Raw genomic sequence first — 26,695 nt, 5'->3', positions numbered from 1 at the left:
GTGTTTTCAGAACTGGGCGTCTATGGCGGGCTGTTCCTGCTCTGCTTCGCCGCCGCCACCTTCTTTCCGGCACAGTCGGAGATCGGCCTCGCCGGCCTGATCCTGACCGGTGACTATTCCCTGCCCCTGCTGCTCGCCGTCGCCTCGGCCGGCAACACGCTCGGCTCCGTGGTGAACTGGGTGCTCGGCCGTTTCGTCGACCGCTTCAGCGACCGCAAATGGTTCCCGATCTCACAGAAACAGATGGACCGCGCCTGCGGCTGGTACCGCAAATACGGACAATGGAGCCTGCTGCTCAGCTGGGCCCCCTTCATCGGCGACCCGCTCACTTTCGCCGCGGGCATCCTGCGCGAGCCGTTCTGGATGTTTCTGGTTCTGGTCGCAGTCGCGAAGACGGGGCGCTATCTCATCGTGGCGTGGGCGGCGGGAGCTTTCTAACCCACCCTCGCCCCACCGCGCCCGAGCAGCGCGTGCATTACTCCGCGGCCGATCGCGCCGAGCTTTTCCAGCTTGTCGTCCTCCAACAGGATCAGCTTGGCGAGATCGATGCCGATCGAGGCGAACTCGAAGGCGAAGAAGGCCGGAAGACGCAGACCGTGTGCCCGCCAGACGCGCAGCCGGTTGCGGTAGATGTGGTAGCGCCGGAAGCTCGAATGGCTGTTGAAGCAGAACTTTCGCCCGAAGAGCGTCTTCTGCTCATACTCGCCGAGCCGGTGCTGCAGCCTCGCATCGCCGACCGCGATCAGCTTCCAGTCGGCGCGGCGCATGCGGAAGGCGAACTCGAAATCGATGTAGTCGACGAAGAAATCCTCTCGCATCAGCCCGACATCGCGGAACACCTCGGCCCTGACCAGGCTGCCCGAGGCCATGGCGAAGGCGACGTCGTCCAGCACGTCGCCCGACCCGAAGCGCACCGGGCGAAAATCGAAGGCGTGGCGGGAGACATAGGCGCGCGCCTTCAGCGTGCCCTCCGCGTCCCCGAGCAGCGGCGCCACCAGTCCGACCCGCTCGCCCGCCGGATGGGCGGAATGGGCCGACAGCATGGAGGCGACCATGCCCGCTTCCGGGATGCTGTCGTCATCCATCAGCAGAACCCAGTCCGCGCCGTCCTCCAGCGCGCAACGGATGCCCTGATTCTGCGCTGCCGCGAGCCCCATATTCTCATCGTTCCGGATCAGCGTGGTCTTGCCACCAGACGCTTCCGCGACCGCTTCCAGGCGCCCGATGACCTCCGTGTCCGAACCGTTATCGACAACGACGATCCGGCCGACCTGCGGTGCCAGCGCGTCCAGCGCGCGATAGAGACGCTCGTCTGGCCGATAGGAAACGACGACCGCGACGACGCTAGTCTGCTGCATGCTCCACCCCGGATGGCGGACGATCGTCCGCCCTGTTTTCCGACCGGATCTCTCTCCGGTCCCCCTTTGCCCCGCGCAGCTTCGCGGGGTTCCAGCTCAGCGCACCGAGGAAATCGGCAAGGCCGGCCTTTCGCTTCCCTTGTATCTCCGACCGCTCCTTCATGACAGTGCGGAAGTTCACGAAAGCGTCACGGATCGCCCGGCGCCGGACCGGACCGTCGCCGCGCACCGGGCCGAGCAGGACAATCAGCGCGAGCTGTGCCAGCAGCAGCGGCAGCACGAGCTGGAACACCGGCGCCGGCATGCAGCGCAGAAAGGTCCAGATCCGGTTGCGGGTGATGTGATAACGCGAGAAGTCGGAATTCTGTCCGGCGATGGCCGAGGCGACATGCCGGACCCGTGCGTGCGCAAGCTGGATGCAGCGCTCGCCGTTCAGCCGGAGCCGGAGGCCGAGATCGACATCCTCGTAATAGCAGAAGAAACGCTCGGCAAAGCCGCCGACTTCCAGGAACGCGTCGCGCCGGTAGATCCCGGCCGCGGCGCACGGCCCCATCACCTCGCCGTCCGCGTCGATCGTGCCGGCCGGGCGCATCCGGTCGCCGCGCCAGGCAAGACCAAGCGGGCTGTAGTGATCTCCGGCTCCGTCGAGCAGATCCGGACTCCCGTCGAGCAGCTGGGTCGAGCCGAAGACACGGACGCCACGATAGCGCCGGGTCGCCGCGAGGACCTCCGCGAGCCAGTCCGGCTCGGGAAAGGCGTCGGGATTGAGCAGCGCGAGCCACGTCCCCTCGGCCTTGCGTGCCAGGAAATTGTTCCCGGCGGCGAAACCGAGATTGTCCGGGCTCCGTTCCAGTCTGGCGGGCACGGAGAGGAGGGAGAGGTCGATCGTGGCACCGTCCGCCGACCCGTTGTCGAGCACGATCACCTCGAAATCACGGCAGGTCTGCGCCTCAACGGCGGCAAGGCATCGCGGCAGGTGCGCGCCCGAGTTATAGGCGACGACGAGGACGGAGAAAATCGGTGTACTGGCGGCCATGCATGCCTGCAAGTGTTTGATTCGGCCGGACCATAGCATGCCCGCCTCGGGGCTTTCGAGACCGGAGACGACGGCACAAACAAAAGGGGCTCGCCAGTGACGAGCCCCGAGGGGAAGTTCAGGAAGGAGCTCGCGCCAGGTTAGGGGGATTGCGTCCGGCGCGACCAGATGCCGTCGGGGGAAAACGGCGCTTCCTTGAACACCACTTTAGCGCGTGGATGTAAAAAAAGACTTAAGCTGGAAGCGCAATTTTTCTGCGGTTATGACCGCATCAGCTTGCGGATGAATCCGGGCAGGCCGAAGGCGCCCGCGTGGGCTTCCGGCGTGTAATAGCGGCAGTCGAGCCCGGCATTTCCGAAACGCGCCGCGATCTCGGGGACCGGTGTCTGGCGCAGGGCGGTATCATCCGTCGCCCAGCCGAACGCCATGAGACCGCCCTGGTAGGTCGGCACCGCCGCCGTATAGAACCAGACATCGGCGAAATGCGGCCCAAGCCTGTCGAAGGAATTCGTGACCTCGCTGCCCTGCACGAAAGGCACGCCGTTCTGGGTGACGAGAATCCCGCCCTCTGTCAGGCAACGCTTGCAGGCCTTGTAGAAGCTTTCGCGGAACAGGACCTCGCCGGGACCGATCGGATCGGTGGAATCGACGATGATGACGTCCCACCTGCCGTCCGTTTCCTCGACGAACCTGGCGCCGTCGGCGATCTGCAGGTCGAGCCGCGGATTGTCGAAGGCACCGTCGCTGATCGACGGCAGATGCTTCACGCACATGTCGACGACGCCGCGGTCGATCTCGACCATCGTTACCTGCTCGACGGACGTGTGGCGCAGCGCTTCCCGCGCCATGCCACCGTCGCCGCCGCCGATGATCAGCACGCGCTTCGCCCGGCCATGGGCCAGGATCGGCACGTGCGTCAGCATCTCGTGATAGACGTATTCGTCACCCTCGGTGGTCTGCACGATGCCGTCGAGCGCCATGACGCGCCCGAAGACATTGTTCTCGAAGATCACGAGATCCTGATGCTCCGTCCGTTCCCGGAAGAGCACCTTGTCCATCGTCAGCCGCTGTCCGTATCCGTTGTGAAGGGTTTCGTTGAACCACTCACTCATACGGTCAGGCCCCGCTTCAGGTCATTGAGCTGCACGGCGTCGGGACGGAACGCCCGGCGCAGCACGGCGATGGCCTTGTGCGGTTCGGCATCGCCGCACATGAACACGTCGAGCGCGGCATAGCCCCGCTCCGGCCATGTGTGGATGCTGATATGCGACTCCGCGAGCACCGCGACACCGGACACGCCGCCGTTGGGCGTGAAATGGTGCAGGTGAATGTGCAGCAGGGTGGCGCCGGAAACCTCCACGGCTTCCTTCAGCGTCTCCTCGATATGCTCGAGCTCGTCGAGCCGCGAGGCGCCGACCAGATCGATGATCAGGTGCGTGCCGGCGAAGACCAGACCGTCCTTCTTCACGAAATGGTCGAGAGACGAATCCGAGTAGCTCGGAGAAAGCGGAATGACCGTGCCATCGTGACCTTTGGCCGTGCCGGTGATGTCGGAATTGGTTCTGCTCGGCTGAGTATCCGAGTCCATCCCCAAATCAGCGAAGGCGATGTTTCGATCCATCAACCCCTCCTATCCAGTAGATGTCCCAGTTACCCCGTCGCATCCCGCTTGCCGCAACACCGTTGGGCGGAATGGTCTGGCGTTCCTTTCGTTTCCGCACGATGCGGATATAGGCGCGGGGTTCTGAGGCTTTTTCCCTTGTTTCGCAAGCGAAATCTCAAAATCCGCGTAAAAAAATTCGACCGGGCTTGCTCCGCGATTTCGCAGCGCCTTCCCGGCCGGATTTCGTGCTCGAAACGTGCGCATTATGTGCGCCTGAGTCAAGGGGTTTGTATGGCTATTTTTTCGGTGTCCGGTATGCGATGCAGTCGATCTCGACAAGCGCTTTCCGGGCGATGCCCGTGACCCCGATGCAGGTCCGCGCCGGGCGCGTCTCGGCACCGAAATATTCGGCATAGACGGCGTTCATCGCCTCGTAGTCGCGTTCGAATTCCGTCAGGAAAACCCGGGCGGTGACCACGTGGCTGAAGTCGAGCCCCAGCCCCTCCAGCACGATGCGGAGATTCTCCATCGTGCGCCGGGTCTGCGCCTCGATCCCCTCCGGCAATGGCCTCGCATCATCCTCGGGATCGGTCGCAAGCTGGCCGGTGATCAGGCACCAGCCGTCGATCTCGACCGCGTGGCTGTAGGGCGCGACCGGCGCCGGCGCGCGGTCCATCAGGTGAAACACAGGTACTGTCATTTTCATTCTCCCAGATCGGCATCCGCCCGCCGCGCTTCCCCCCGGCGCCTGTTGCGCCGCCGCTGCCGCGGTGCCGCCGTTCCCCGGCGGTCATGCAGCTCACTGACGATCCGGAGCCGTTCGGCATTGTCGAAACGCGCCCAGCCGGCGATCTCCTGAATGGTGCGCCAGCAACCGAGGCAGTAACCGCTCTCGCGGTCGATCTGGCAAACGGCGACACAGGGAGATGGAATGTCGGTCATGCGCGGCTCGCTATCGTCTCCGGTTCCGGCGGTCCCGGAGCATGACAGAAATAAAAACGGCGTGGATCCGAAAATCCACGCCGTCAGCGTCAGATATTGACCGGAAATCGCCTCAGGCGGCTTCGGTCACGTCGCTTTCATACGCCACGACCAGAGCGGCAAAGCTCTGCACCAAGTCGGCAATGCCTTCGCTGCCGCTTGCGGTCACGAGATTGCCTTCGGCGACGGACGGGGTCTCTTCCCAGCTCGCACCGGCGGCCTCGAGAGTTTCGCGGGTGTCGGCGGAGGAGGTGACGGTCCGGCCCTTGGCGTCCTCGATGGTGACCAGCAGGGAAGCCGCATCACCAATCAGCGCAACCGGCATGCCGGCGCGCAGGAAAGCCTTCAGGATGCGCTGGGCATGCGGGTCTTCCGCAAGCTTTTCAACACCGCGAACGCCACCCGGAACGACGAGACCGTCGTAATCCACGGCGAGGGTATCGGCCAAGTCCGCGTCAACCGGGAAGAAATGGCCCCAGGAACCATCGTACCAGCCATTGACCAGACCGGTAGCGCGGGAAACGGCCTTAACCGTCGCGCCGTTGGCCAGCAGCTGCTTTTGCGGCTCGACAAACTCAATCTCGTCGAACCCGTTGGCGACCATGATTGCAATATTTTTTCCGGTAAGCGGCTTGTCCTGCATTTAGTTCTCCTTTTTTGTCAGCGTCTCGTCGGTCGGGCGGCGCGGCCATATGCGGTCCTGTGAGCGACTCCCGGGACATGCCGAAGAGTCGGCACCGGAAGCCAGTTCTCATTTAGACGCCGAATTTGGGCAGGATCCCAACCGATGCGGTCAAAGCCGACGGCAGGATCGAATTACGTGAAACCGACGAGCCTTAGCTCGCGAGGGGGAGATAGCGAAATTTGCCGCGGAATTCAAGTCGCGTGATACGCATGGCTGCTTTGCAGCAGGATTTCCGAAGCTTTACGGAAAATTCAGATCCGCCGGATCGCGCGTCCGAATTGGAGCGGGTGATGGGAATCGAACCCACGTATTCAGCTTGGGAAGCTGATGTTCTACCATTGAACTACACCCGCGACGATCCAAACATGCGCAAGCGTCGTCTTGCTTACAAGCGAAATCATCTGGTAAGCATTTAACTCTAATTAAACTTGTCGAAGCTAGAGAATATGGCCGGGATGCGCGTGAAATGCGTCCGGCAATATGGAAGGGCCGAAGAACTCGGCTGAAGCGGAGGTAAGAATGGTCTCCTCAACCGTCGACGGTATTTCCGCCCTCACGGCATTGTCGTCAGATACCGGGACCCTGACCATCACGTCAGGAACTCTCCTTGCTGCGAGTCTCGATTCCGCGCGCGGCTATGCCACGATCACCGTGAACAGCAACGCGGCGCATGTCGTTACATTCGCGCAGGACTATCTGTTCAATTCCGCCGGAACGATCACGATCAGTTTCAGCAGCACGCTCGGCGTGACCGTTTCGGGCGTCAAACTGCTCGGAACACAGACCAAGATATCCGCCAGCCTGACGGCAGCGGACGACACGTTCACCGGCGGACCGGACGGCGACACCGTCACCGGTGGAGACGGCAATGACGTGCTCTATGGCGGCACCGGGCTCGGCGCCGATCTGCTCTACGGCGGCGCCTCTAACGATCTGGTCTACGGGAACACCGGGTCGGACAGTCTTTACGGCGATGCCGGCATGGACACGATCTTCGGCGGCCAGGGTGAGGATTCCATATTTGGCGGAGCCGGGAACGACACGATCATCGCCGGCGCCGGAAACGATCAGGTCTCCGGCGACGCGGATTCCGATACGATCATCGGCGGGACCGGGGACGATTCCCTGTTCGGAAACGACGGACGTGACTTCCTCTACGGGAATTTCGGCAACGACCTGCTGAACGGTGGCGACGGCAACGATCTGCTGTATGGCGGGAAAGACAACGACCTGGCGTATGGCGGCAACGGAAACGACACCATTTACGGCAATACAAGCGAAGACACGCTCTACGGCGATGCGGGCGACGACACGATCATGGGCGGCGCCGGGAACGACATCCTGGCCGGCGGAGAAAATGCCGACAGATTGGCGGGGAACAAGGGCAGCGATATCATCTACGGCAATGCCGGTACCGATCTGATCTACGGCAATCTCGAGAACGACACGATGTACGGGGGCGACGATGCCGATACGCTCTATGGCGGCGGCGGCGACGATGTGCTCTTCGGCGGCCTCGGCGCGGACATGCTCGCGGGCAACGGAGGCAACGACACGGTGGCCGGCGGCAGCGGCGCGGATACGATCTCCATGATCGGTTCCAACCCCGGCAACGACGTGTTCAACGACTTCGAAGTCGCATCGGACCGTATCCTGGTCAATACCGGGACGACCTATACGACCGCCGCATCGGGCGCCAACACGCTGATCACGCTCAGCGGCGGCGGAAGCGTCACCCTCGTCGGCATCTCCCCGGGCTCCGTGAGCGACGGACTGTTCATTTACGGCTGATCCGTTGCGATTTTGCAGCCCCATACGGTCACGACATGGTGAGCCTTTGTGCGCCCGCCGCCCCTTGCCGGATCAAGAGTGGCGGGGCACCGTAAGGAAGGTCTGGACTCTTCGCTACGGAGCGCCACATTTAGCGTCCGAAGAACAGGGCCGCCGGATTGGAACGGCCCCGGGGCATGCGGGCAGGGAGCTCAACGGGTGTACAGCGAGATTACAGGCGCGATTAGAGTCGTGGTCGAGCCGCGCTATCTTCCCGATCACTCGGACCCGGAAGAGCACCGTTTCGTCTGGGCCTACAGTGTCAAGATCGAGAATCTCGGCGTTGACGCGGTCCAGTTGCGCGCACGTCACTGGCGCATCACCGATGCTTTCGGACGCGAACAGACCGTCGACGGACCGGGCGTCGTCGGAGAGCAACCATTGATCCAGCCCGGCTCTTCATTCGAATATACAAGCGGTACGCCGCTTGGAACGCCATCCGGATTCATGAGCGGCCACTATGACATGACAGGTCCGGATGGGCAGATCTTCACGGTTTCGGTACCCAGTTTTGCACTGGATCTTCCGGAAGCGGCCGGACGGCCACACTGAGCGGATGCGGGACATCCATGGGAACACTGAGGGCGTAACCCCATCACAATTCATGCGCCCTTGATCATAGAGGAAATGAAAATGTCGCCATACGACAACGCACTGCGCGCGGAGGCCGCAGCCGGTCAGGACGCCGGGATCAAGGTCGTCCGGCAGCGCCCATCGCGCGAAGAAGCGGAAGCGGCCGTTCGAACCCTGATCGAATGGGCCGGCGACGATCCCGACCGCGAAGGTCTGGCGGAGACCCCTGAGCGCGTCGTCAGGTCCTACGAGGAGCTTTTCAAAGGCTACTCGAGCGACCCGCAGGTCTATCTCGAGCGCGTTTTCGAGGAGACCGCCGATTATCACGAGATGGTCCTGCTGAAGAACATCCGTATGGAGTCGCACTGCGAGCATCACATGCTCCCGGTGATCGGCAAGGTCTCGATCGCCTATATGCCGAACAACCGTGTGGTCGGCGTCAGCAAACTTGCCCGCGTCGTGGAGACTTTTTCCAAGCGCCTGCAAATCCAGGAAACGATGACCGCGCAGATCGCCAACACTATCCAGGAGGTGCTGGAGCCCAAAGGGGTAGCAGTGCTGGTCGAGGCGGTCCATCAGTGCATGACCACGCGCGGCGTCTGCAAACCCGGTGCAAGCATGGTCACAAAATCCCTGACCGGTTGCTTCAAGGAGGATGCGGAACTCCGTAAGGAATTCTTCGACCTCGTCACCAGGGCGGACTAGGCCCCGGCGGCGGGCATCGGTCCGCGCCCTCGCAGGGCGCGGACTCCCGCACCGCCTTTTCCGGACTGGACATCGCGGCGATGGCGGTCCAATGATCCACGCTCTGTGCGCAACGCAAGGGGAGCGTGGACTTGGTCGCCTTTGGTCCGGTCCTTCATATCGTCGGCCTTCTGATGTCGATCATGGCACTCGCTATGCTCTTGCCGGCCGGCGTGGATCTCGTCGCCGGCAATCCCGACTGGGAAGTCTTCACGGGCGCGGCAGCGCTTTCGCTCTTCATCGGCGTGTCGCTGATGCTGACGACGAACAGCCCGTCCGTCTCGACCCTGAGCCTGCGGCAAGCCTTTCTGCTGACCACGCTGAGTTGGTTCACCATCGCGACCGTCGCGGCCCTGCCTTTCGCCTTCTCGCAGCTCGACATGACCGTCGCCGATGCCTTCTTCGAGAGCATGTCCGGCGTCACGACCACCGGCTCGACCGTAATCGTCGGCCTCGATCACGCGCCGCCCGGCATCCTGCTCTGGCGCGCGCTGCTGCAATGGCTCGGCGGCATCGGGATCATCGTCATGGCGCTTGCCGTGCTGCCGATGTTGAGCGTCGGCGGCATGCAGCTCTTCCAGACCGAAGCCTTCGACACCCCGGACAAGGTGGTACCTCGCGCGGCACAGCTGGCGGGCGGAATCAGCGGGATCTATCTCGCGCTGACGGCGGCCTGGGCGGCGGGTCTTTGGGCGGCGGGCCTTCCCGGCTTCGACGCCATCGCGCATGCGATGACCACCATTGCGACCGGCGGGTACTCGACCAAGGACGCTTCGGTCGGACATTTCGACAATGTCGTGGTTGACTGGATCGTGGTCGCCGGCATGATCGTCGGCAGCCTGCCCTTCGTCTATTACCTGCGCATGATGCGCGGCTCGATCCGGCCGATCTTCCGCGACAGCCAGGTAAAATGGTTCTTTGCGATCGTCGCTGTCGTGGTCGGTTCGGTCACGATCTGGAACTGGCAGGAACTCGACTATCCGCTGCACGACGCGGTCCGCTACGCCGCCTTCAACATCATCTCGGTGATGACCGGGACCGGTTATGCGACGACGGATTACGGGATCTGGGGCGGCTTTCCCGTCACCCTCGTCATCTGTCTGATGTTCGTCGGCGGATGCGCCGGATCGACGACCTGCGGCATCAAGATCTTCCGCATCCAGGTGCTCTACGCGACCGCACAAGTGCAGATCGAACGCCTGCTCCGGCCGCACGGCGTCTTCATTCCCTATTACAATCACAAACCGATCCCGGAGACGGTCTCCGAATCGGTCATGGGCTTCTTCTTTCTCTACATGCTGTGTTTCGGCATCCTTGCCGCCCTGCTTGCCGCGATCGGCCTCGATTTCATCACCGCGGTCTCGGGCGCGGCCACCGCGATCAGCAATGTCGGACCGGGGCTCGGACCGATCATCGGGCCGGCCGGCAATTTCGATTCATTGCCCGACAGCGCCAAATGGTTATTGTCATTCGGCATGTTGCTGGGCAGGTTGGAGCTCTTCACTGTTCTGGTGATGCTCTCTCCCTCTTTCTGGCGCCGCTGAACGCGCCAACCTGAAAGGCCGATCCTCATGAGCGATATGCTCTCCCAATCCGTTTCGATGCTGGAACGCCTTGTGGCCTTCGACACCACGTCGCGGCTCTCCAACCTGGAGCTCATCGATTACGCGCGGGACTATCTGGAGGATCTGGGTATTCCGACCCGGACGACCTTCAACGAGGACGGCACCAAGGCCAATCTCTGGGCGACCGTCGGGCCCGAGGACAAGGGCGGCGTCGTGCTTTCCGGCCATGTCGACGTCGTGCCGGTCGACGGCCAGGACTGGAGCCGCGATCCCTTCAGGATGTGGGAAGCGGACGGCAAGTATTTCGGCCGTGGAACGGCGGATATGAAGGGCTTCTGCGCCATCGCGCTCGCCATGGCGCCGGAGATGAAGAAGCGCAAGCTCAAGACCCCGATCCATTTCGCCTTCTCCTATGACGAGGAGGTCGGCTGCATCGGCGTGCGCGGCCTGATCAAGGACATGGCGGAGAATCTGCCGCTGCCCACCGCCGTCATCGTCGGCGAGCCGACCGGCATGAAGATCATCGGCGGGAACAAGGGCAGCCGTGGCCTGATGACGACGATCCGCGGGATCCCCGGCCATTCGAGCGAACCGCACCGCGGCGTCAACTCGATCATGTACGGCGCGCGCATCATCAACCTGCTGGAAACCATCCAGAAGGAGCTGCGCGAAGCCCCGTATGAGGACAGCCCGTTCGATCCGCCCTACACCACGATCGATCTCGGCATCATCGAGGGCGGCACCGCGCACAACATCATCCCGGAATTCACCAAGTTCCGCTGGGGCATGCGGATCCATCCGGGCGACGACGGCGAGGCGATCGAGCAGCGCGTCCGCGACTATATCGAGAACGAGCTCAATCCGGAGATGAAGGCCTTCTCGCCGGATGCCGGCATCACCATGGAGCTGGTCAATGTCGTGCCGCCGCTGATTCCGGACACCGAATCCGCGGCCGAGGAACTGGTCCGCTACCTGACCGGCCTCAACCAGTCGGGTGCGGTCTCCTTCGGCACGGAGGCTGGCTTTTTCCAGGAAGCCGGCGTCCCGGGCGTGATCTTCGGGCCGGGCTATATCCAGCAGGCGCACCAGCCGGACGAATTCATCGAGCGTTCCCAGGTTCAGGAATGCGTCGAGTTCATGAGCAAGTTGACGGACTGGGCCGCCGACAACGGCTGATCGGCCGTCCACGCTGCCCCGTCTTGACCGTACGCCGAACCGGTGAGACGGTTAACGAAACATCATAACGAGGTCCGGCCCAGGAGCCGGACCGGCAGCAGGGGGAAGCTGGCAGCATGGCCGAAGACAATTCGAACCCGAAGGATCCGAACAAGGGCAAGCGCCGTTCGTCCGAGTGGTATGGCAAGATGGACAAGGACGGGTGGGCGCACCGGTCCTGGATGAAGAACCGGGGCATCCCCGCCGACATGTTCGACGGCCGCCCGATCATCGGCATCTGCAACACCTGGTCCGAGTTCAATCCCTGCAACGCCCATTTCCGCGACATCGCCGAGCGGGTGAAGCGCGGCGTCTACGAGGCCGGCGGCATGCCGGTCGAGTTCCCGGTCTTCTCGACTTCGGAAAGCCAGCTCCGTCCGACCGCGATGCTCTACCGCAACCTCGCCTCGATGGATGTCGAGGAGGCGATCCGCGGCCTGCCGATGGACGGCGTCGTATTGCTGGTCGGCTGCGACAAGACCACACCCTCGCTGATGATGGGCGCGGCGAGTTGCGATCTGCCCACGATCACCGTTTCCGGCGGACCGATGCTGAACGGCCACTATCGCGGTGAGCTGGTCGGCAGCGGCACCCATGTCTGGAAGTTTTCCGAGATGGTCCGCGCCGGCGAGATGACGCTGCAGGAATTCATGGACGCGGAGCAGGACGGGGCCCGCTCCGCCGGCCACTGCATGACCATGGGGACCGCCTCGACCATGGCCTCGATGGTGGAGTCCCTTGGCGCCGGCCTGCCGCATAACGCCGCCATTCCGGCGGTCGATTCCCGGCGCAACGTGCTGGCCCAAATGGCGGGCCGCCGCATCGTCGAGATGGTCCGTCAGGACATCCGCCTCTCCGATGTGCTGAAGCGGGAGAATTTCGAGAACGCGATCATGGTCAACGGCGCCATCGGCGGCTCCACCAACGCGGTCGTGCACCTGCTCGCGATCGCCGGGCGTATGGGGATCGACATCACGCTGGACGACTGGGACCGGCTCGGCCGTGACGTTCCCTGCCTGCTGAACCTGATGCCGTCGGGCGAATACCTCATGGAAGACTTCTTCTATGCCGGCGGCCTGCCCGCGATCATCCGCGAACTCGGGGACTTCATCCACAAGGACGCGATGACCGTGAACGGCAAGACGCTATGGGAGAATTCCAAGGATGCCGAGTGCTGGAACCGGGACGTGATCTTCCCGATCGACAAGCCGTTCAAGCCGAACGGCGGCATCGCAGTGCTGCGCGGCAACCTGGCACCCGACGGGGCCATCATCAAGCCGTCCGCCGCCTCGCCCGAACTGATGAAGCATCGCGGCCGCGCCGTGGTGTTCGAGAATATCGAGGATTACAAGGCGAAGATCGACGATCCGGCGCTGGATATCGACGAGACCTGCATCATGGTTCTTAAGAATTGCGGTCCGATGGGTTATCCGGGGATGGCCGAAGTCGGCAACATGGGCCTGCCTCCGAAGGTGCTCAAGAAGGGCATCAAGGACATGATCCGGATCTCCGACGCCCGCATGAGCGGCACCGCCTACGGCACCGTGATCCTGCATTCGGCACCGGAGGCCGCTGCCGGCGGTCCGCTGGCCTTCGTTCAGAACGGCGACATGATCGAGGTCGATGTCGAAGCGCGGCGCATGCATCTCGACGTCTCCGACGCGGAGATGGAGAAACGCCGGGCCGCGTGGCAGGGCTTCGAATCCCCTTATGACCGGGGATATTCGAAACTCTATGTCGAGCACGTTCTGCAAGCCGACAAAGGGGCGGATCTTGATTTCCTCGTCGGAAAGAGCGGAACCCCGCTGATGCGCGAGTCTCATTAAGGAAAAGTTGGCAATTTAGCGCGATAATCTGCACTGCAGGTTTCGCGCAAATTGTGAGACACTTTGTGCCGTCCGCTGGATCCGGTTATTCGGCGGGCCGCACCGCGCGATGAAATCCGGACTTAACTGAGGGTTACTGTCGACTGAAGCGGATGCAACAATAGACGGAAGTGATACCCGCATGGGTACACCGAGATCCTGTATGCCCAACGGTCAAAACCCGTCCGACGACGATACAGAGCTGAATGCGCTCGGCGCCAGGGGCGATCTCGTCAGCGATGTGGCGCACGAGATGCGCAATCCGCTCAACGCGCTTCTCGCCTATACCGAGTTGCTCAAGACCGAGCGGCACGGTCGGCACAGCCATCCGAAATACAAGCAATATTCGGACATCGCCCACGATGCCGCCGAGGCTCTGGTGCGAATCTGCGACCGGCTGCTGTTGGGCGAGGAGACAGGCAGCGATGACGCTGGCGTCGAGACGGACTCTTGCGCTGTCGCGAAACGCATGATCGCCCGCTACAGCGCCATGGCGGAGCAAAAGAAAATCACGCTCGACATGCGGTTCGACCGGGAGTTCCCCAAGGTTCCGATCCCGGTCGCGGTCCTCGAGGATGTGCTGGGTAATCTCGTCGTCAATGCGATCAAGTTCACGCCCGCGGGTGGAACGGTCGCCGTGATCGGCAAGCGCGACCCGGTCACCGGCGCGGTGATCATGGTGATCCGCGATACCGGGATCGGGATGCCCGCGGAGAAACTTTCCGAGGTCCTGAAATTTCTCCCGGTAAAACCGGTCGAGGGTCTGCAAGGCGAGATGGGGACCGGTCGCGGCCTTTCCATCGTCAAGAAGCAGCTTGCTCCGTACGGCGTTGCTGTCGAGATCCGCAGCAATCCGAATTTCGGCACCTCGGTTTCCCTGGTTTTCCCGCCGCCGAAAGCCTGATCGCCTGTCTTCAGGGCATGGAGGCAAGCGCCTTCGCGAAGAAATCCGGGCCGCCGAAATTGCCGGATTTGAGGGCGAGCGCCAGCGGTTCACCGCCGAGCGAGACTGTGGCAGGGACTCCGGGATCTATCTGCGGGCCGATCTGCAATCCCTCGATTCCGAGCGCCGAGACGACCGCACCTGAAGTCTCGCCCCCGGCAACGACGAGCCTGCGGGTCCCCGAGGCAACAAGGCCGCGGGCGATCGCGGCCATCGCTTCCTCGATCAGCGCCCCGGCTTCGGCGCGGCCGAGTTCCTTCTGGATCTCGCGCACCTTCTCGGCCGGCTGGCTCGCATAAATCAGCACGGGACCGTCCGCGATCCGCGCGGCGGCCCAGCCGAGGGCCTCTGCCACGACATCCTCGCCGCGCGCGAGGCGCAGCGCATCCACGGCGAAGGAAGGATGTTCCGCCTCGAAACGGGCAATCTGCCCGAGCGTCGCCGCCGAACAGCTTCCGGCGAGGACTGCGGCACTCCCCGAAACGGCAGGCAAGGTGTCCGCCGCGCCTTGATCCGCAAGCAAGGCCGCACGCCGGTAGTTCTCGGGCAGACCGATGGCTATCCCGGACCCGCCGGTGACGAGCGGCAGATTTTTCACTCCGTAACCGATTGATTCGAGATGCTTATCAAGGACGGCATCGACAATCGCGATACCTCCTCCCTCAGCTTCGAGTGCCGCGAGCTCGGCCGCAACCGCCTCGCCACCCGCATCGACGGTAGCGAATTGGATCAATTTAACTGGCTTTTTAGTTTGTCGTTGCAACACCGATACGAGATTGCTGTCCGTCATGGGCGTCAGCGGGTGATTGCGCATCGGACTGTCCGACAGGAGTTGCGTGCCGACGAAGAGATGGCCGTTGAAGATCGTCCGTCCGTTCTCCGGAAAGGCCGGGCAGGCAATCGTGACGGTGGTTCCGAGATCCGCCATCAGGGCGTCGGCGACCGGGCCGATATTGCCGTCGTCCGTCGAGTCGAACGTGGAACAGTATTTGAAGAAAAACTGCCGGCATCCCGCGCCCTTCAGCCATTGCAGCGACTGGAGCGATTGCGCGACCGCCTCCGCGGCCGGGTTGGTCCGCGATTTAAGGGCGACGACGACCGCGTCCACGTCCGGCACCGGCGTATCCGTCGCCGGAACGCCGATCAGCTGGACCGTCCGCATGCCACCGCGCACCAGCATATTCGCCAGGTCCGTGGCTCCGGTGAAATCATCGGCGATGCAGCCGAGAATGGGCGCCATGGCGGCCTACCTCCCTCAATGAAACGGATTATGGATCGGGCCGGGCAGTCTGCTGTAGGCTGCGCCCTCAAGCAAGCACACGTCCGTGCGATATACAGCGCCCATCAAGAATGGCGACAGGGGAGGCTTCATGCCAAGGCTGGCAGCAAATCTGTCCATGATGTTCCAGGAACTGCCGTTTCTCGACCGCTTCAAGGCGGCCGCGGATGCCGGTTTCCGGGGCGTCGAGTTTCTGTTCCCGTACGACTTTCCGGCGGAGACGATCCGCGCCAAGCTCGACGAAGCTGGCCTCTCACAGGCGCTGTTCAACCTGCCGCCCGGCGACTGGGAGAATGGCGAGCGCGGCCTCGCCGCCATGCCGGGGCGCGAGGAGGCTTTTTCCGCCGCCCTTGCGAAAGCTTTGGATTATGCCGAGGCGCTCAACTGCCCGCGCCTGCACGTGATGAGCGGAATCGTACCCGACGGCACGTCGCGGGAGGCCTGTACCGAGACGCTGATCGGCAATCTCCGCCGCGCCGCGCCGCTGGCCGCCGAGCGTGGAAAGACGCTGATCATCGAGCCGATCAATACGCGGGACATTCCGGGTTATTTCCTGAATTACCAGACGCAGGCGCTGTCGATCCTCGAGGCCGTCGGCGCTCCGAATGTCCGCCTGCAGTTCGACCTCTATCACTGCCAGATCATGGAAGGCGACCTCGCGATCCACATGCGGGAGCAGCTCGGCATCATCGAGCACATCCAGATCGCCGGCGTGCCCGGCCGGCACGAACCGGACGTGGGTGAGATCAATTATCCCTATCTCTTCGCCCTGATGGACGAACTCGGATACGGGGGCTGGGTCGGTTGCGAGTACAAGCCGCGCGGCGAGACCGTCGCGGGACTCGGCTGGAGCAAGGAGTGGATTCGATGAAGGTCACGATCACCGGCGCCTCGGGTTTCATCGGCCAGAAACTGGCCCGCCGCCTGCTGGACAGCAACGCGCTCGTCGCCTCCGACGGCAGCCGCAAGCCCGTCACCGAACTGACTTTGCTCGACGTCGTCGAAGCGCCGAAGGCGCTCACCTCGGACGCCCGGGTACGCAGCCTCGCCGGCGACATCACCGACGCGGCGCTGCTGGCCGAGGCCATCCCCGGCGATACCGACAGCGTCTTCCACCTCGCGGCCATCGTCAGTGCCGGCGCCGAGGAGGATTTCGATCTCGGCATGGCGGTCAACCTGGACGCGACTCGCAAGATCCTCGAGATCCTCCGGGCCGCCGACGGCGTTCCCAAGATGGTCTTCGCCAGCTCCTGCGCCGCGTTCGGCGGCGACCTGCCGCATATCGTCGAGGATATGACGGCAACCACACCGCAGACCTCCTACGGCACCCAGAAGGCGATCGGAGAGCTGCTGGTCTCCGACTACAGCCGCAAGGGCTTCGTCGACGGTCGCTCGCTGCGTTTCCCGACCGTCGTGGTCCGTCCGGGCAAGCCGAACAAGGCCGCCTCCACTTTCGCCAGCTCGATCTTCCGCGAGCCCCTGCAGGGTCAGCGGGCGGTCTGTCCGGTCGCCGGCGACGCCAAGATGTGGCTCGCCTCGCCGCGCAGCATCATCGAGAACTCGGTGCATGCCCATAACCTCGCCGCCGACGCCTGGGGCGCCTCGCGCACCGTCTCCCTGCCCGGCTTCTCCATTTCGGTGGCGGAAATGGCGAAGGCGCTGGAGAATGTCGCCGGCCCGGCCGTCGCCGGACGGATCGACTGGACGCCGGATCCCTTCATCGAAAAAATCGTCCGTGGCTGGCCGCCGGCCTTCAACACGAAGAAGGCAAACGCGCTCGGTTTCGTGCAGGACGAGGGCATGGAAAGCGTGATCCGCGCCTTCATCGAGGACGAGCTCGGCGGCAAGATCGCGGCCTGAGTCGGGGCCGGAAACCAGGGCCTGCGCCTATTCGCGGCGCAGGATCTTGTCGGTGATCAGGGTTTCGAACCAGTCCGCGCGGAACCCTGCCTGGAGCGCGTCCGGGTCGTATTCCCTTTCGGCCCAGTCCCGGAAGGAGATCCCGGTCTCGTCGTGCCGTGCCGCGAACTGTTCGAAGACATGATCGACGATGCCGGTCCGGCCGTGGCGGAGATGGCCGAAGCGCAGCGAAAGCTGGTCCATCGCCTCGCGCATCGGAACGCCCTTGACCAGATGCAGGTAGAGCGTGCTCATCAGCCCTGTACGGTCGGCGCCCGACTTGCAGTGCATCAGGGTCGGCGCCTCCAGCTTGTTCCAGACCTCGATCGCCTGCTTCAGGATTTCCGGTTTCAACGGATTGCGTGAACGAATCGGCAGGCTGACGAGCTGTAGCCCCAAGCGCTCGCAGGCCTCGCGCTCAAGGCGGTAGCGGTAATTGTCCTCCTCCGCTCCGCGCAGATTGAGGACGCTCCTGAATCCCTGCTCCGCGAGACGCTCCAGATGCCAGGGCGACGGCTGCGCGGAGCGCCAGAGCTCGTCGCTGACCCGGTGCTTGTTGAGATAGATCGAGCGGACGAACCCATGGTCCGTCATCATCAGGTGCCACCAGGCACGCAATCTTTCGGTGCCTTCCGGCGGCGGGAGCGCCGGAACATTCTCGGTCGGGCTGTCTGTCATCGGGTCCATATAGCGCACCGGGCGCCGGAAGCGCGGCTTATTTCGGGACCTTGCGCTCGCCGATCATCAGCGTGAAGGGGATGCGGCCACGCTCGAACACCATCTGCCCCATCGCCGTGACACACTTGTGTTCCTCGTTCTTGAAGGACGCGTTGATCTCGAAATCGACCATTTCCTTCGGAAACACCTCCTCGTCGACATACTCGGCAAAGGCACGGATGATGTTGAGCGGTGTCTTCTGCCAGATATCGTCATCCTCGGTCGTGAAGACGTACTCCTCCTGATTATCCCCCGTGGCACTCATCATCGTCGCGACCAACGTTCTCGACATCACTCTATTCTCCTTGTCCGGGCCCGCCCTTGCCGGCCGAAGTGTGCCCCTATCTGACCGCCCAGGGGAAATCGTCATCCTGCTCGGCGATGAAAAGCGTTCCCCCGAGTGTCTCGGGAAGCGCCATTCGAAGATATTTACCGACGCGCTCCGGCTCGAAACCCCGCTCGCGGAAGAAGCTTTCCGTTTGCTGCAGATCCGCGGAGAGAAGCCCGTATCCGGCGACGATTGGGCCTTCGTCAGGCAGTTCCGTGCCCGGCACCAGCTGCTCGAGGCCTTCCTCATCCGCGATCACCACCCCGCCGCGATCGAGCGGAACGCGCCAGATGTGCGGGCTCACCGGTTTCGGGCCGCCGCGATTCAGGAACCAGCAGTAGCGCGCCGCCGTCTTGTCGAGCACCTCGGCACCAATGATCACATCGCGCAGGGCGACGATCCCGTTGCCGTGACGCATCCAGCGTTCCTGCCAGACGATATCCTCGGTGAGGTGAGTGACGTACTGCACGCGGCCCTCCGGCATGTCCTGCGGACGGACACGACAGCAGGTGAAGGACGCTTCGTCCTCGCCGCCGTCCGGCAGGGTGACCGGCCGCTTCAGATGTACCAGCGGCTGCGGATGGAACCCGGTCAAGGTGAGACGTCCCTGGACACTCTCGGGATCGACGCAGGAGAACGCGATCAGATGCAGGCCGACATAGCGGTCCAGTTGCCCCTGCGTGCGCTCGCCGAGTTCGGTAGAGGCATCCGAGACAGCGATCACCTCGATATAGCCTTCCGGCAGCATGATGCAGCGATTGGCCGTGCCCGACGGCACCGGATCGGAGGTCTCGTCGAGACGATGCCGGTGTTCCGTATAGGGCGTCTGCACGAACCCGAGCCGATTGAGGTCACGGTGCGCTTCCGCCATGTCCGGGACGAAATGCGCAACGTGATCGAGAAAGATCTCCTCCCCGACCGGCAATTGGCGCGCCTGTTCCATATCGATGTCTTTCCCGACTTGCTTTCCGAATCTGCGGCGTCACTATGCGAAGAATTCAAGGCACTGAAAAGTCACGGGTTCATGCGTATTCTATTCGGGTGGGAATTCGGCGCCGGTCTCGGCCATATCAATCGGATCAAACCGATCGCGCGGGCGTTCCGGGAACGGGGCGCGGAGATCTTTCTGGCGCTCCAGGAAAACGAGCGTGCGGATGCGTTCTGGAACCCGGCGACGGCCCGCCTGCCGGACGGCTATCATCTGCTGCCGATCCCGAACTGGCGCATGCCGACCGATCCGAAGGCACGGCAGGTACCGACCCATTCCTTCGCCGACGTGCTGACCCTGATCGGCTACGGCAACGAATTGGGATTCGCCGCCCGGCTCGAGGCCTGGTGCGGACTTATCGCCGCCGTGCAGCCGGATCTCGTCATCGGGGATTTCAGCCCGACGCTGAACATCGCCGCCCGGGGACGCGTACCCTCGCTCACCATCGGCAACGGCTACACCATGCCGCCGGGCGGACGCGAGATGCCGCCGATCCGGCCCTGGCAATCGAAGCTTGAGGCCTTCTCCGTAGATCACGAGACCCGCCTGCTGGAAATGGTCAACAAGGTGCTGCGCCTCCGCGGCGAGGAGAAGCTCGCCTTCCTGAGCGATGCCTTCCACGGCGACCGCTCCTTCCCGCTCACCCTGCCGATCGTCGATCCCTACGCGGCCAGCCGGAGCGAGGAAACCCTGCCTCCCTTCAACATGCCGACCGGGATCCAGCCGCTGCCGCTCGAGCAGCGCGCGGAGGACGGCGTCTTTTTCTACATGCCGCGCAGCCACCCGAGCCTTCGGACGGTGATGGACGCGCTGAAGCAGAGCAAACTCAACGTCCGGGCCTATATCAGCGGTCTGGGACCGGAGCAGGCGACGCAGCAGAGCACCGGGACCTTTCAGGTCAGCCCCAGCCCCCTGCCCTTCAACGAGATCATGCCGAAGGCGCGGCTACTGGTGCATCACGGAGGTCTCTCCACCGCCATTGCCGGCGCCATGGCCGGAACCCCGCAAGCTATCGTTCCGTGGAATCTTGAACATCTTGTCACCGCGCGCCGGATCGAGACCCTCGGCGCAATCCAGGTGGTGAATAATCCGGAGAAGGAATATCCGGGCAAGGCCCTGGCAAAGCTCTTCTTGCGGATGGCACGCGACAATCAGCTCGCGGCCACCGCAATCGCGGCAGCGGGTACCGTCGATTCCGGCGATACCGCGGCTGCGCTAAGCACCATTCTCAAAGCCGGTCTGGCCCTGGCGAACTCTTCCGGCGAGTGACGTCCTCCGGCCTGGCCGCGGCCCCGCTCAATCGAATGATGCCCCTGCTCATCCTCGCAAGCCGGCGCGAACTCGCCATCGCCACCACGTCTGCGGCTCCGATCAGCGCCGATGAACGCGTCCGGCCCGCGCCATCTCGGCATAGGCGGAAACGAAAAAGGCACCCCGCTCCTGCGAGCGAGATGCCTTTCGCAATCTGTTCGTGTTCCGGCGTACCGGATCAGTCCATCTCGTTCGCTTCGGACTGCAGCAGCATGTAGTTCTGGATGCCCATCTTCTCGATCATCTCGAGCTGCGTCTCGATGTAATCGACATGGCCTTCCTCGTCGGTGAGGATTTCCAGGAAGAGATCGCGGGTGACATAGTCACCCACCGTCTCGCAATGCGCTATGCCGGCCTTGTAGTTGGCAATGCCGTCATGTTCGAGCTTGAGGTCGCCCTCGAAGATTTCTTTGATATCCTCGCCGATCAGCAGCTTCTCGAGATACTGCAGGTTCGGGAGGCCTTCGAGGAACAGGATGCGGGCGATCAGCTTCTCCGCATGCTTCATCTCGTCGATGGATTCGTCGTACTCGTGTTTGCCGAGCTTCGAAAAACCCCAATCCTGCAGCATCTTGGCGTGCAGGAAGTACTGGTTGATGGCGGTGAGTTCGCCCTTCAGACCAGCGTTCAGAAACTCGAGAACCTTCTTGTCGCCCTTCATCGGCCTTGCTCCAGATTGGATGTCCTGAGGCCGAACATAGCACTCCTTAGAATAATTCCAAGGGGCTTCGCAAAATCTATACTGCGAATAACACTCAATATTACAGTAACTTAGGGAGGTTTGGCTGACCTAGACGGCATCCGTCACGGCAAGCTCGGCCTCGCCGGTGCGGGCGGCGAGCTGCTCGCGGATGGTGTTCCGGCAGGTGCCGCATTGCGGACGGCATCCGACGTTCTGATAGACCTGCCCGACGGTCCGCGCGCCCGAATCGATCGCCCGGTCCACACATCGATTTGTAAAGCCGTTGCAAAGACACACATACATCGTGCGAATTCCGCAATTGAGAGTCATTCGCATATGAAGTCTCTTGCGACTGATTGTCAATACGGAAATTCAGACCGGATTTGTTCTATATCAATGCGGGCGCAAAAACGCCTGGAACTCTGCCGGTTTTCATCGATTTTCAGAGGGGACAAAATAAGCGGGCGGCCCCGAGAGGCCGCCCTGGTCCGAGCCGAGAGGGAGGGAGCGAAGTCGGATGGCTCGAACTTTACTTTGCCAGCGTATTCTTGCTGGCCTGATACCCTTTTTACGCGTCAAACCTGAACATTTCGTAAACAGAACGCACAAAATACGAAAAGCGTGGCGGGTCTCGCCGGGGCGTGCGAAGAGGCCATGGTCATGACCGCGAAAACGCTGATGTTCCAGGGAACCGGCTCCGATGTCGGGAAATCCGTTCTGGTCGCCGGGCTCTGCCGCCTCGCCGCTCGGAATGGCCTCCGCGTGCGGCCGTTCAAGCCGCAAAACATGTCGAACAATGCCGCCGTCACGGTGGATGGCGGGGAGATCGGCCGGGCGCAGGCGCTACAGGCCCGCGCCGCCGGGATCGAACCGCATACAGACATGAATCCGGTGCTGTTGAAGCCGGAATCCGAGCTCGGCGCCCAGGTTGTGGTGCAGGGCAAGGTCCGCGGACATGCCAAGGCCCGCGCCTATCAGGCGATGAAGCCCGAGCTCCTGGGCGCGGTCCGCGACAGCTTCGAGCGCCTCAGGGCCGACGCCGATCTCATCCTGGTGGAAGGCGCCGGCAGCCCGGCGGAGGTCAATCTGCGCGCCGGCGACATCGCCAATATGGGCTTCGCCGAGACCGTCGATTGTCCGGTCGTCCTGATCGGCGATATCGACCGCGGCGGCGTCATCGCCTCGCTGGTCGGCACCCACAACGTCATCCCGCCCCGCGACCGGGAACGGATCGCGGCCTTCCTCATCAACAAGTTCCGCGGCGACGTCTCGCTGTTCGACGAGGGGCTCCGGATCGTGACGGAGCATACCGGCTGGCCCTCGCTCGGCGTCGTTCCCTATTTCCCGGAGGCGCGGAAGCTCCCGGCCGAGGACGCCGTCGCGCTGGAGCATGCAACGCGAGAGGGGTCCGGACCGCTAAAGATCGCGGTGCCCCGGCTTTCCCGGATCGCCAATTTCGACGACCTCGACCCGCTGCGCCTCGAACCGGAGGTGTCGGTAGAAATCGTCGAGCCCGGGCGATGCCTGCCGGGCGATGCGACGCTCATCCTGATCCCCGGGTCGAAATCGACCATCGGCGACCTGCAGGACCTGCGCGCGCAGGGATGGGATATCGATATCGCGGCCCATGTCCGCCGCGGCGGCCGGGCGCTCGGCATCTGCGGCGGCTATCAGATGCTCGGCCGCCGGGTGCACGATCCGGACGGGCTGGAAGGTCCCGCAGGGTCTGCGGACGGTCTCGGCCTGCTCGATGTCGAGACTGTGCTCACGCCGGAAAAGTCATTGACCCGGATCTCCGGAGAAACCTCGGCAGGGGCCGCCATCGCGGGCTACGAGATCCATATCGGACGGACGGACGGTCCCGACCGAGCCCGTCCATTCGCCGTCATCGATGACGGCAGCGGCCCGCACGAGGACGGGGCCACGTCCCCGGACGGCCGTATCGCCGGTTCCTACGTGCATGGCATGTTCGCGTCCGACGGGTTCCGCCGGGCCTTCCTCGCGGAACTCGGCGCGACGCGCCTTGCTGAGACCTCCTTCGAGACCGTGATCGACGGTGTACTGGACCGCCTCGCCGATCATCTGGAAACGCATATCGACACCGCGCGGCTCTTCTCGCTTGCCCGCTGAGCGCGGTCGTCTATGGTGCGCCGGAGTGCTCAACCACGGAGGCTTGCATGGCCCGACGTCTCTTCGTCCTGCTGGTGCTGCTTGCCGCGATCGCCTTTGGCGGACCGGCGCGCGCGGCGGACCTCGAAAACACGCTCTATCTCGATCTCGAATATGGCCGGGTGGAAATCACCCTGCGGCCGGACCTCGCGCCGAACCATGTCGCGCGGATCAAGGAACTGGCCCGCAAGAATTTCTATGACGGCATCATCTTCCACCGCGTGATCGACGGCTTCATGGCCCAGACCGGCGATCCGACCGGCACCGGCATGGGCGGCTCCGGACAGAAGCTGAAGGCGGAGTTCACGAACGCCCCCTTCGTCCGCGGCACCGTGGGCGCCGCCCGGGCGCGCAATCCGGACAGCGCCGACAGCCAGTGGTTCATCTGCTTCCAGGACTGCCAGTTCCTCAATGGCCAGTACACGGTCTGGGGCGTGGTCTCGAAGGGCATGGAATATGTCGACATGATCAAGCGCGGCGAACCGCCGGCGAACCCCGATCATATCGTCGCGCTGCGCGTCGCCGCGGACGTCAAGTAAACCGGCTCAAGTCTCTAGGACCCGAACACAAGTAAGAAAAAGGATCGAAACGTGAGCGATCAGGAAAACCAACTCTTTATCGACCTCGACCACGGCCGCGTGGTCGTCGAACTGAAGCCGGATCTGGCGCCGAAGCATGTCACGCGGGTGAAGGAACTCGCCCGCGAGGGCTTCTATGACGGCATCGTCTTCCACCGGGTGATCGACGGCTTCATGGCGCAGACCGGCGACCCGACCGGCTCCGGCATGGGCGGCTCCGGCCAGAAGCTGGACGCGGAATTCTCCGACGCCCCGTTCCGCCGCGGCACCGTGGGCGCGGCCCGGGCACAGAATCCGAACAGCGCCGACAGCCAGTTCTTCATCTGCTTCAAGGACGCCCGCTTCCTCGACGGTCAGTACACCGTCTGGGGCGAGGTCGTCGAAGGCATGGAATATGTCGACATGATCAAGCGCGGCGAGCCGCCGGTCGACCCGGACAAGATGGTCAAGGTCCAGGTCGCAGCCGACGCCGAATAATCACTTCCCGGATCCAAGACCGGCCAAGTGGCCGGTCTTGGTCCAGACCAGCGCCTTTTCCCGCGCGGCGAACTCGGCCCGCGCGCCTTTCGGAAAGCGCAGCCAGCTCCCGGTCCCGTAGCGCACTCCGCCGCTCTCGACCGCACCTTCCAGCACGAGAAACTCTCCACCGCCCGCCATCTCGAAGGGCGGTTGCGCCGCACCCGCCTCGTAGCGAGTGAGATACACATGCTCATCCTCCGCATCGAACAGCGGCAGCACGGCGATTCCGTCCACGGCTCCCTCTTCCCAGCGCGCGTCCGGCGCGCGCGTGTCGACCCGCACGAACTCCTGGTCCTCCTCCCGCATCTGCCAGAGCTTCACGAAGATGGTGCAGCCGGCACGGGTGAAGGGCGAATGGCTGGAGCCGACCGGATTGCGGACATACATGCCCGGCCCGTAATCGCCGTGTTCGTCGGAGAAGGTGCCGTCGAGTACGAGGAACTCCTCGCCGCCGCCATGGGTGTGGGCGGAAAATTCGCTGTCCGCCGCGTAGCGCACGATGGTCGTCGCCCGCGCCACTTCCTCCCCGATCCGGTCCAGCATCCGTCGGTCAACCCCGGGCATCGGTGACGGGACCCAGGGCAACTGGTTGCTGTCGGTCGCGACGAAGCGCGAGAAATCGGCGTTGATCTCCATCGGGGCGGGCTCTCTCGGCAAAGTTTCAGACCGACCAGAGGTATGGGCGGACGCCGAAATTGCAATATCGGGGACCGTTCCGGAGCCGAACGGGTACCGTTCGGGGGACAGGCCTTAAAGGTCGGCGTCAGAAGAACAGCGCGCCTTCGAGCGGATTGCGCCCTTCCCGGTCCTCGATCTCCAGAACCCAGATATCCGGATCGATCCGGCGCTCGCGCTCCAGCACCGCGTCGGCCTCTTGTTCCGGGACCGGCGCGTCGCCGGTGCGCGACCGCCAGGCGAGACTGCCGTCTATCTCACGAGCGAGTGCCAGGATTGTGAAGCCGGGGCCGAGGCGGTTGATCTTGAGATAGACCGCGCCCGCGTCATCATCGCCGGAGCGGACCACGGTCGCCATGATCCCCATGGCCATGCACTGCCTGAGACCGGCCTGAACCAGCAATTTCGACTTGAGGCGCGGTGCGCTCATCGGGTACTCCGCCGCGGGCACGCGAGAGACCGGCGCGCGCTTCGACCAATTGGTAAAAGACTGAGGACTCCGTTGTCTTTCTTTCTTAGACTGCTTCCGCGGAATGCAGTCCGTGAACGGGTCCGACGGACCTCAATAAACAGGGATGGCAAAAAATGAAACAGTGGGTACTGGCGGCGATTGCCGCGATCGGTCTCGGCGCCGCCGCCGATGCCGCGGAATTCAAGCCGGCCGTCGTCTTCGACATGGGCGGCAAGTTCGACAAGAGCTTCAACGAAGGCGTCTACGAAGGGGCAGAGCGCTTCAAGAAGGAAACCGGCACCAGCTATCTCGAGTTCGAGGTCACCAACGAGACCCAGCGCGAACAGGCGATCCGCCGCATGGCGCGCAAGGGCGCCAATCCGATCCTCGGCGTCGGCTTCGCCCAAGGCCCGGCGATCGAGAAGGTCGCGAAAGAATTTCCGGATCTCAGCTTCGCCATCATCGACAGCGTGGTGGACGTGCCGAACGTGCAGTCCATCGTCTTCAACGAGCATGAAGGCTCGTTCCTGGTCGGCGTGCTCGCCGCCAAGGCCTCGAAGACCGGCACCATCAGCTTCGTCGGCGGCATGGACATTCCGCTTATCCGCCGCTTCGCCTGCGGCTATGTCGGCGGGGGCCCCTTGGGCGACGGGGGCATCAAAGGGGTCCCCAAAAAGGACCGGCAAGGGCGGGGGCCAGGG

At 63.4% G+C, this 26,695-nt stretch carries 30 protein-coding genes and 1 tRNA gene; 15 read left to right on the top strand and 16 right to left on the bottom strand.

Annotated features, from left to right (window positions below):
• Positions 1-438, top strand: coding sequence for a YqaA family protein (locus tag IG122_RS17030; protein ID WP_193186363.1), 438 nt, complete (start codon positions 1-3; stop codon positions 436-438).
• Here IG122_RS17030 and IG122_RS17025 read toward each other — a convergent pair.
• From IG122_RS17025 to IG122_RS16990, 8 genes are all read right to left on the bottom strand, one after another.
• Positions 435-1,358, bottom strand: a complete 924-nt coding sequence (locus tag IG122_RS17025) for a glycosyltransferase family 2 protein (protein WP_193186360.1) — start codon at positions 1,356-1,358, stop codon at positions 435-437. The genes IG122_RS17030 and IG122_RS17025 overlap by 4 nt on opposite strands.
• The gene (locus IG122_RS17020; protein WP_193186357.1) at positions 1,345-2,394 is read right to left on the bottom strand and encodes a glycosyltransferase family 2 protein; all 1,050 of its coding nucleotides are present in this window, start codon (positions 2,392-2,394) and stop codon (positions 1,345-1,347) included. Before IG122_RS17020 ends, IG122_RS17025 begins: the two co-directional genes overlap by 14 nt.
• Positions 2,395-2,654: 260 nt before the next feature.
• Positions 2,655-3,506, bottom strand: a complete 852-nt coding sequence (gene speE, locus IG122_RS17015; RefSeq protein ID WP_193186354.1) for a polyamine aminopropyltransferase — start codon at positions 3,504-3,506, stop codon at positions 2,655-2,657.
• Complete coding sequence (gene speD / locus IG122_RS17010) at positions 3,503-4,015, bottom strand: adenosylmethionine decarboxylase (RefSeq protein ID WP_193186351.1); 513 nt, start codon at positions 4,013-4,015, stop codon at positions 3,503-3,505. Before speD ends, speE begins: the two co-directional genes overlap by 4 nt.
• Before the next feature lie 277 nt (positions 4,016-4,292).
• Entirely contained in the window at positions 4,293-4,697 is a 405-nt protein-coding gene (locus IG122_RS17005) for a RidA family protein (protein ID WP_193186348.1), read from the bottom strand.
• Positions 4,698-4,699: 2 nt separating this feature from the next.
• Positions 4,700-4,939, bottom strand: coding sequence for a DUF1289 domain-containing protein (locus IG122_RS17000; protein WP_193186345.1), 240 nt, complete (start codon positions 4,937-4,939; stop codon positions 4,700-4,702).
• 112 nt (positions 4,940-5,051) lie between these two features.
• Complete coding sequence (locus IG122_RS16995; protein ID WP_193186342.1) at positions 5,052-5,621, bottom strand: DJ-1/PfpI family protein; 570 nt, start codon at positions 5,619-5,621, stop codon at positions 5,052-5,054.
• Positions 5,622-5,942: 321 nt separating this feature from the next.
• Positions 5,943-6,016: transfer RNA gene (locus IG122_RS16990), tRNA-Gly, on the bottom strand.
• Positions 6,017-6,182: 166 nt separating this feature from the next.
• Here IG122_RS16990 and IG122_RS16985 point away from each other — a divergent pair.
• The 7 genes from IG122_RS16985 to IG122_RS16955 all read left to right on the top strand — a co-directional run bounded on the left by IG122_RS16985 (position 6,183) and on the right by IG122_RS16955 (position 14,359).
• Entirely contained in the window at positions 6,183-7,454 is a 1,272-nt protein-coding gene (locus tag IG122_RS16985; RefSeq protein ID WP_193186339.1) for a calcium-binding protein, read from the top strand.
• Between the two features lie 198 nt (positions 7,455-7,652).
• Complete coding sequence (gene apaG / locus IG122_RS16980; protein ID WP_193186336.1) at positions 7,653-8,045, top strand: Co2+/Mg2+ efflux protein ApaG; 393 nt, start codon at positions 7,653-7,655, stop codon at positions 8,043-8,045.
• Positions 8,046-8,126: 81 nt separating this feature from the next.
• Positions 8,127-8,771 (top strand): GTP cyclohydrolase I FolE, encoded by a 645-nt coding sequence (gene folE / locus IG122_RS16975; protein ID WP_193186332.1) that lies wholly within the window; start codon positions 8,127-8,129, stop codon positions 8,769-8,771.
• A 125-nt stretch (positions 8,772-8,896) separates the two neighbouring features.
• Positions 8,897-10,354: a TrkH family potassium uptake protein gene (locus IG122_RS16970; protein ID WP_404924626.1), complete on the top strand. Its 1,458-nt coding sequence runs from the start codon at positions 8,897-8,899 to the stop codon at positions 10,352-10,354.
• A gap of 27 nt (positions 10,355-10,381) precedes the next feature.
• On the top strand, positions 10,382-11,551 hold the full coding sequence (gene argE, locus IG122_RS16965) for an acetylornithine deacetylase (protein ID WP_193186329.1): 1,170 nt from the start codon (positions 10,382-10,384) through the stop codon (positions 11,549-11,551).
• Between the two features lie 116 nt (positions 11,552-11,667).
• Positions 11,668-13,416 (top strand): L-arabinonate dehydratase, encoded by a 1,749-nt coding sequence (gene araD / locus IG122_RS16960; protein ID WP_193186327.1) that lies wholly within the window; start codon positions 11,668-11,670, stop codon positions 13,414-13,416.
• Positions 13,417-13,618: 202 nt separating this feature from the next.
• Complete coding sequence (locus tag IG122_RS16955) at positions 13,619-14,359, top strand: sensor histidine kinase (protein WP_193186324.1); 741 nt, start codon at positions 13,619-13,621, stop codon at positions 14,357-14,359.
• Between the two features lie 10 nt (positions 14,360-14,369).
• Here the strand turns inward: IG122_RS16955 and otnK are convergent, their stop codons facing one another.
• Positions 14,370-15,638: a 3-oxo-tetronate kinase gene (otnK, locus tag IG122_RS16950; RefSeq protein WP_193186321.1), complete on the bottom strand. Its 1,269-nt coding sequence runs from the start codon at positions 15,636-15,638 to the stop codon at positions 14,370-14,372.
• Between the two features lie 130 nt (positions 15,639-15,768).
• Between otnK and otnI the strand changes: the two genes are divergently transcribed.
• Positions 15,769-16,548 (top strand): 2-oxo-tetronate isomerase, encoded by a 780-nt coding sequence (gene otnI, locus IG122_RS16945; RefSeq protein WP_193186318.1) that lies wholly within the window; start codon positions 15,769-15,771, stop codon positions 16,546-16,548.
• The gene (denD, locus tag IG122_RS16940) at positions 16,545-17,537 is read left to right on the top strand and encodes a D-erythronate dehydrogenase (RefSeq protein WP_193186536.1); all 993 of its coding nucleotides are present in this window, start codon (positions 16,545-16,547) and stop codon (positions 17,535-17,537) included. The genes otnI and denD overlap by 4 nt, the downstream gene beginning before the upstream one ends.
• Before the next feature lie 27 nt (positions 17,538-17,564).
• Here denD and IG122_RS16935 read toward each other — a convergent pair whose 3' ends face one another.
• From IG122_RS16935 to IG122_RS16925, 3 genes are read right to left on the bottom strand one after another with little or no spacing between them, the layout of a single operon-like run.
• Positions 17,565-18,263 (bottom strand): fused DSP-PTPase phosphatase/NAD kinase-like protein, encoded by a 699-nt coding sequence (locus tag IG122_RS16935; protein WP_226893693.1) that lies wholly within the window; start codon positions 18,261-18,263, stop codon positions 17,565-17,567.
• A gap of 28 nt (positions 18,264-18,291) precedes the next feature.
• The gene (locus IG122_RS16930) at positions 18,292-18,585 is read right to left on the bottom strand and encodes a hypothetical protein (RefSeq protein WP_193186315.1); all 294 of its coding nucleotides are present in this window, start codon (positions 18,583-18,585) and stop codon (positions 18,292-18,294) included.
• Between the two features lie 49 nt (positions 18,586-18,634).
• A complete protein-coding gene (locus IG122_RS16925) occupies positions 18,635-19,564 on the bottom strand; it encodes a VOC family protein (protein ID WP_193186313.1) in 930 nt (309 codons plus the stop codon).
• 81 nt (positions 19,565-19,645) lie between these two features.
• Here IG122_RS16925 and IG122_RS16920 point away from each other — a divergent pair, with 81 nt between their 5' ends.
• Positions 19,646-20,878 carry a glycosyltransferase gene (locus IG122_RS16920; protein WP_193186310.1) on the top strand — a complete coding sequence of 411 codons (1,233 nt, stop codon included), beginning with the start codon at positions 19,646-19,648 and terminating at the stop codon, positions 20,876-20,878.
• Positions 20,879-21,098: 220 nt separating this feature from the next.
• Here IG122_RS16920 and bfr read toward each other — a convergent pair whose 3' ends face one another.
• Positions 21,099-21,581: a bacterioferritin gene (bfr, locus tag IG122_RS16915; RefSeq protein WP_193186307.1), complete on the bottom strand. Its 483-nt coding sequence runs from the start codon at positions 21,579-21,581 to the stop codon at positions 21,099-21,101.
• A gap of 129 nt (positions 21,582-21,710) precedes the next feature.
• Positions 21,711-21,905 (bottom strand): (2Fe-2S)-binding protein, encoded by a 195-nt coding sequence (locus tag IG122_RS16910; protein ID WP_193186304.1) that lies wholly within the window; start codon positions 21,903-21,905, stop codon positions 21,711-21,713.
• Between the two features lie 357 nt (positions 21,906-22,262).
• Between IG122_RS16910 and IG122_RS16905 the strand changes: the two genes are divergently transcribed.
• The 3 genes from IG122_RS16905 to IG122_RS16895 are packed head-to-tail and all read left to right on the top strand — an operon-like array spanning position 22,263 to position 24,826.
• Complete coding sequence (locus tag IG122_RS16905; RefSeq protein WP_193186302.1) at positions 22,263-23,732, top strand: cobyric acid synthase; 1,470 nt, start codon at positions 22,263-22,265, stop codon at positions 23,730-23,732.
• 47 nt (positions 23,733-23,779) lie between these two features.
• Positions 23,780-24,310 carry a peptidylprolyl isomerase gene (locus tag IG122_RS16900; RefSeq protein ID WP_193186299.1) on the top strand — a complete coding sequence of 177 codons (531 nt, stop codon included), beginning with the start codon at positions 23,780-23,782 and terminating at the stop codon, positions 24,308-24,310.
• Positions 24,311-24,361: 51 nt separating this feature from the next.
• The gene (locus IG122_RS16895) at positions 24,362-24,826 is read left to right on the top strand and encodes a peptidylprolyl isomerase (RefSeq protein ID WP_193186296.1); all 465 of its coding nucleotides are present in this window, start codon (positions 24,362-24,364) and stop codon (positions 24,824-24,826) included.
• On the opposite strand, the gene IG122_RS16890 is transcribed toward IG122_RS16895, so the two are convergent.
• Together IG122_RS16890 and IG122_RS16885 are read right to left on the bottom strand one after the other, a co-directional pair.
• The gene (locus IG122_RS16890; RefSeq protein ID WP_193186293.1) at positions 24,827-25,504 is read right to left on the bottom strand and encodes a cupin domain-containing protein; all 678 of its coding nucleotides are present in this window, start codon (positions 25,502-25,504) and stop codon (positions 24,827-24,829) included. It abuts the gene before it with no gap.
• A 127-nt stretch (positions 25,505-25,631) separates the two neighbouring features.
• Positions 25,632-25,973, bottom strand: coding sequence for a DUF1491 family protein (locus tag IG122_RS16885; protein ID WP_193186290.1), 342 nt, complete (start codon positions 25,971-25,973; stop codon positions 25,632-25,634).
• Positions 25,974-26,128: 155 nt separating this feature from the next.
• Here IG122_RS16885 and IG122_RS16880 point away from each other — a divergent pair.
• The coding region (locus IG122_RS16880; protein WP_193186288.1) for a BMP family lipoprotein at positions 26,129-26,695 on the top strand (567 nt) is incomplete at its 3' end.

It is taken from the genome of Nisaea sediminum (assembly GCF_014904705.1).
GTDB lineage: Bacteria > Pseudomonadota > Alphaproteobacteria > Thalassobaculales > Thalassobaculaceae > Nisaea > Nisaea sediminum.
Note: the sequence above shows the minus strand (reverse complement) of the source record. Positions and strands in the feature narration are given on the sequence as shown.

Excerpts from the sequence above, each read along its gene's own strand:
- IG122_RS17025 (WP_193186360.1), bottom strand. The coding sequence starts at position 1,358 with ATGCAGCAGACTAGCGTCGTCGCGGTCGTCGTTTCCTATCGGCCAGAC.
- IG122_RS17020 (WP_193186357.1), bottom strand. The coding sequence starts at position 2,394 with ATGGCCGCCAGTACACCGATTTTCTCCGTCCTCGTCGTCGCCTATAAC.
- speE (WP_193186354.1), bottom strand. The coding sequence starts at position 3,506 with ATGAGTGAGTGGTTCAACGAAACCCTTCACAACGGATACGGACAGCGG.
- speD (WP_193186351.1), bottom strand. The coding sequence starts at position 4,015 with ATGGATCGAAACATCGCCTTCGCTGATTTGGGGATGGACTCGGATACT.
- IG122_RS17005 (WP_193186348.1), bottom strand. The coding sequence starts at position 4,697 with ATGACAGTACCTGTGTTTCACCTGATGGACCGCGCGCCGGCGCCGGTC.
- IG122_RS17000 (WP_193186345.1), bottom strand. The coding sequence starts at position 4,939 with ATGACCGACATTCCATCTCCCTGTGTCGCCGTTTGCCAGATCGACCGC.
- IG122_RS16995 (WP_193186342.1), bottom strand. The coding sequence starts at position 5,621 with ATGCAGGACAAGCCGCTTACCGGAAAAAATATTGCAATCATGGTCGCC.
- IG122_RS16985 (WP_193186339.1), top strand. The coding sequence starts at position 6,183 with ATGGTCTCCTCAACCGTCGACGGTATTTCCGCCCTCACGGCATTGTCG.
- folE (WP_193186332.1), top strand. The coding sequence starts at position 8,127 with ATGTCGCCATACGACAACGCACTGCGCGCGGAGGCCGCAGCCGGTCAG.
- argE (WP_193186329.1), top strand. The coding sequence starts at position 10,382 with ATGAGCGATATGCTCTCCCAATCCGTTTCGATGCTGGAACGCCTTGTG.
- araD (WP_193186327.1), top strand. The coding sequence starts at position 11,668 with ATGGCCGAAGACAATTCGAACCCGAAGGATCCGAACAAGGGCAAGCGC.
- IG122_RS16955 (WP_193186324.1), top strand. The coding sequence starts at position 13,619 with ATGCCCAACGGTCAAAACCCGTCCGACGACGATACAGAGCTGAATGCG.
- otnK (WP_193186321.1), bottom strand. The coding sequence starts at position 15,638 with ATGGCGCCCATTCTCGGCTGCATCGCCGATGATTTCACCGGAGCCACG.
- otnI (WP_193186318.1), top strand. The coding sequence starts at position 15,769 with ATGCCAAGGCTGGCAGCAAATCTGTCCATGATGTTCCAGGAACTGCCG.
- denD (WP_193186536.1), top strand. The coding sequence starts at position 16,545 with ATGAAGGTCACGATCACCGGCGCCTCGGGTTTCATCGGCCAGAAACTG.
- IG122_RS16935 (WP_226893693.1), bottom strand. The coding sequence starts at position 18,263 with ATGGACCCGATGACAGACAGCCCGACCGAGAATGTTCCGGCGCTCCCG.
- IG122_RS16930 (WP_193186315.1), bottom strand. The coding sequence starts at position 18,585 with ATGTCGAGAACGTTGGTCGCGACGATGATGAGTGCCACGGGGGATAAT.
- IG122_RS16925 (WP_193186313.1), bottom strand. The coding sequence starts at position 19,564 with ATGGAACAGGCGCGCCAATTGCCGGTCGGGGAGGAGATCTTTCTCGAT.
- IG122_RS16920 (WP_193186310.1), top strand. The coding sequence starts at position 19,646 with ATGCGTATTCTATTCGGGTGGGAATTCGGCGCCGGTCTCGGCCATATC.
- bfr (WP_193186307.1), bottom strand. The coding sequence starts at position 21,581 with ATGAAGGGCGACAAGAAGGTTCTCGAGTTTCTGAACGCTGGTCTGAAG.
- IG122_RS16910 (WP_193186304.1), bottom strand. The coding sequence starts at position 21,905 with ATGTATGTGTGTCTTTGCAACGGCTTTACAAATCGATGTGTGGACCGG.
- IG122_RS16905 (WP_193186302.1), top strand. The coding sequence starts at position 22,263 with ATGACCGCGAAAACGCTGATGTTCCAGGGAACCGGCTCCGATGTCGGG.
- IG122_RS16900 (WP_193186299.1), top strand. The coding sequence starts at position 23,780 with ATGGCCCGACGTCTCTTCGTCCTGCTGGTGCTGCTTGCCGCGATCGCC.
- IG122_RS16890 (WP_193186293.1), bottom strand. The coding sequence starts at position 25,504 with ATGGAGATCAACGCCGATTTCTCGCGCTTCGTCGCGACCGACAGCAAC.
- IG122_RS16885 (WP_193186290.1), bottom strand. The coding sequence starts at position 25,973 with ATGAGCGCACCGCGCCTCAAGTCGAAATTGCTGGTTCAGGCCGGTCTC.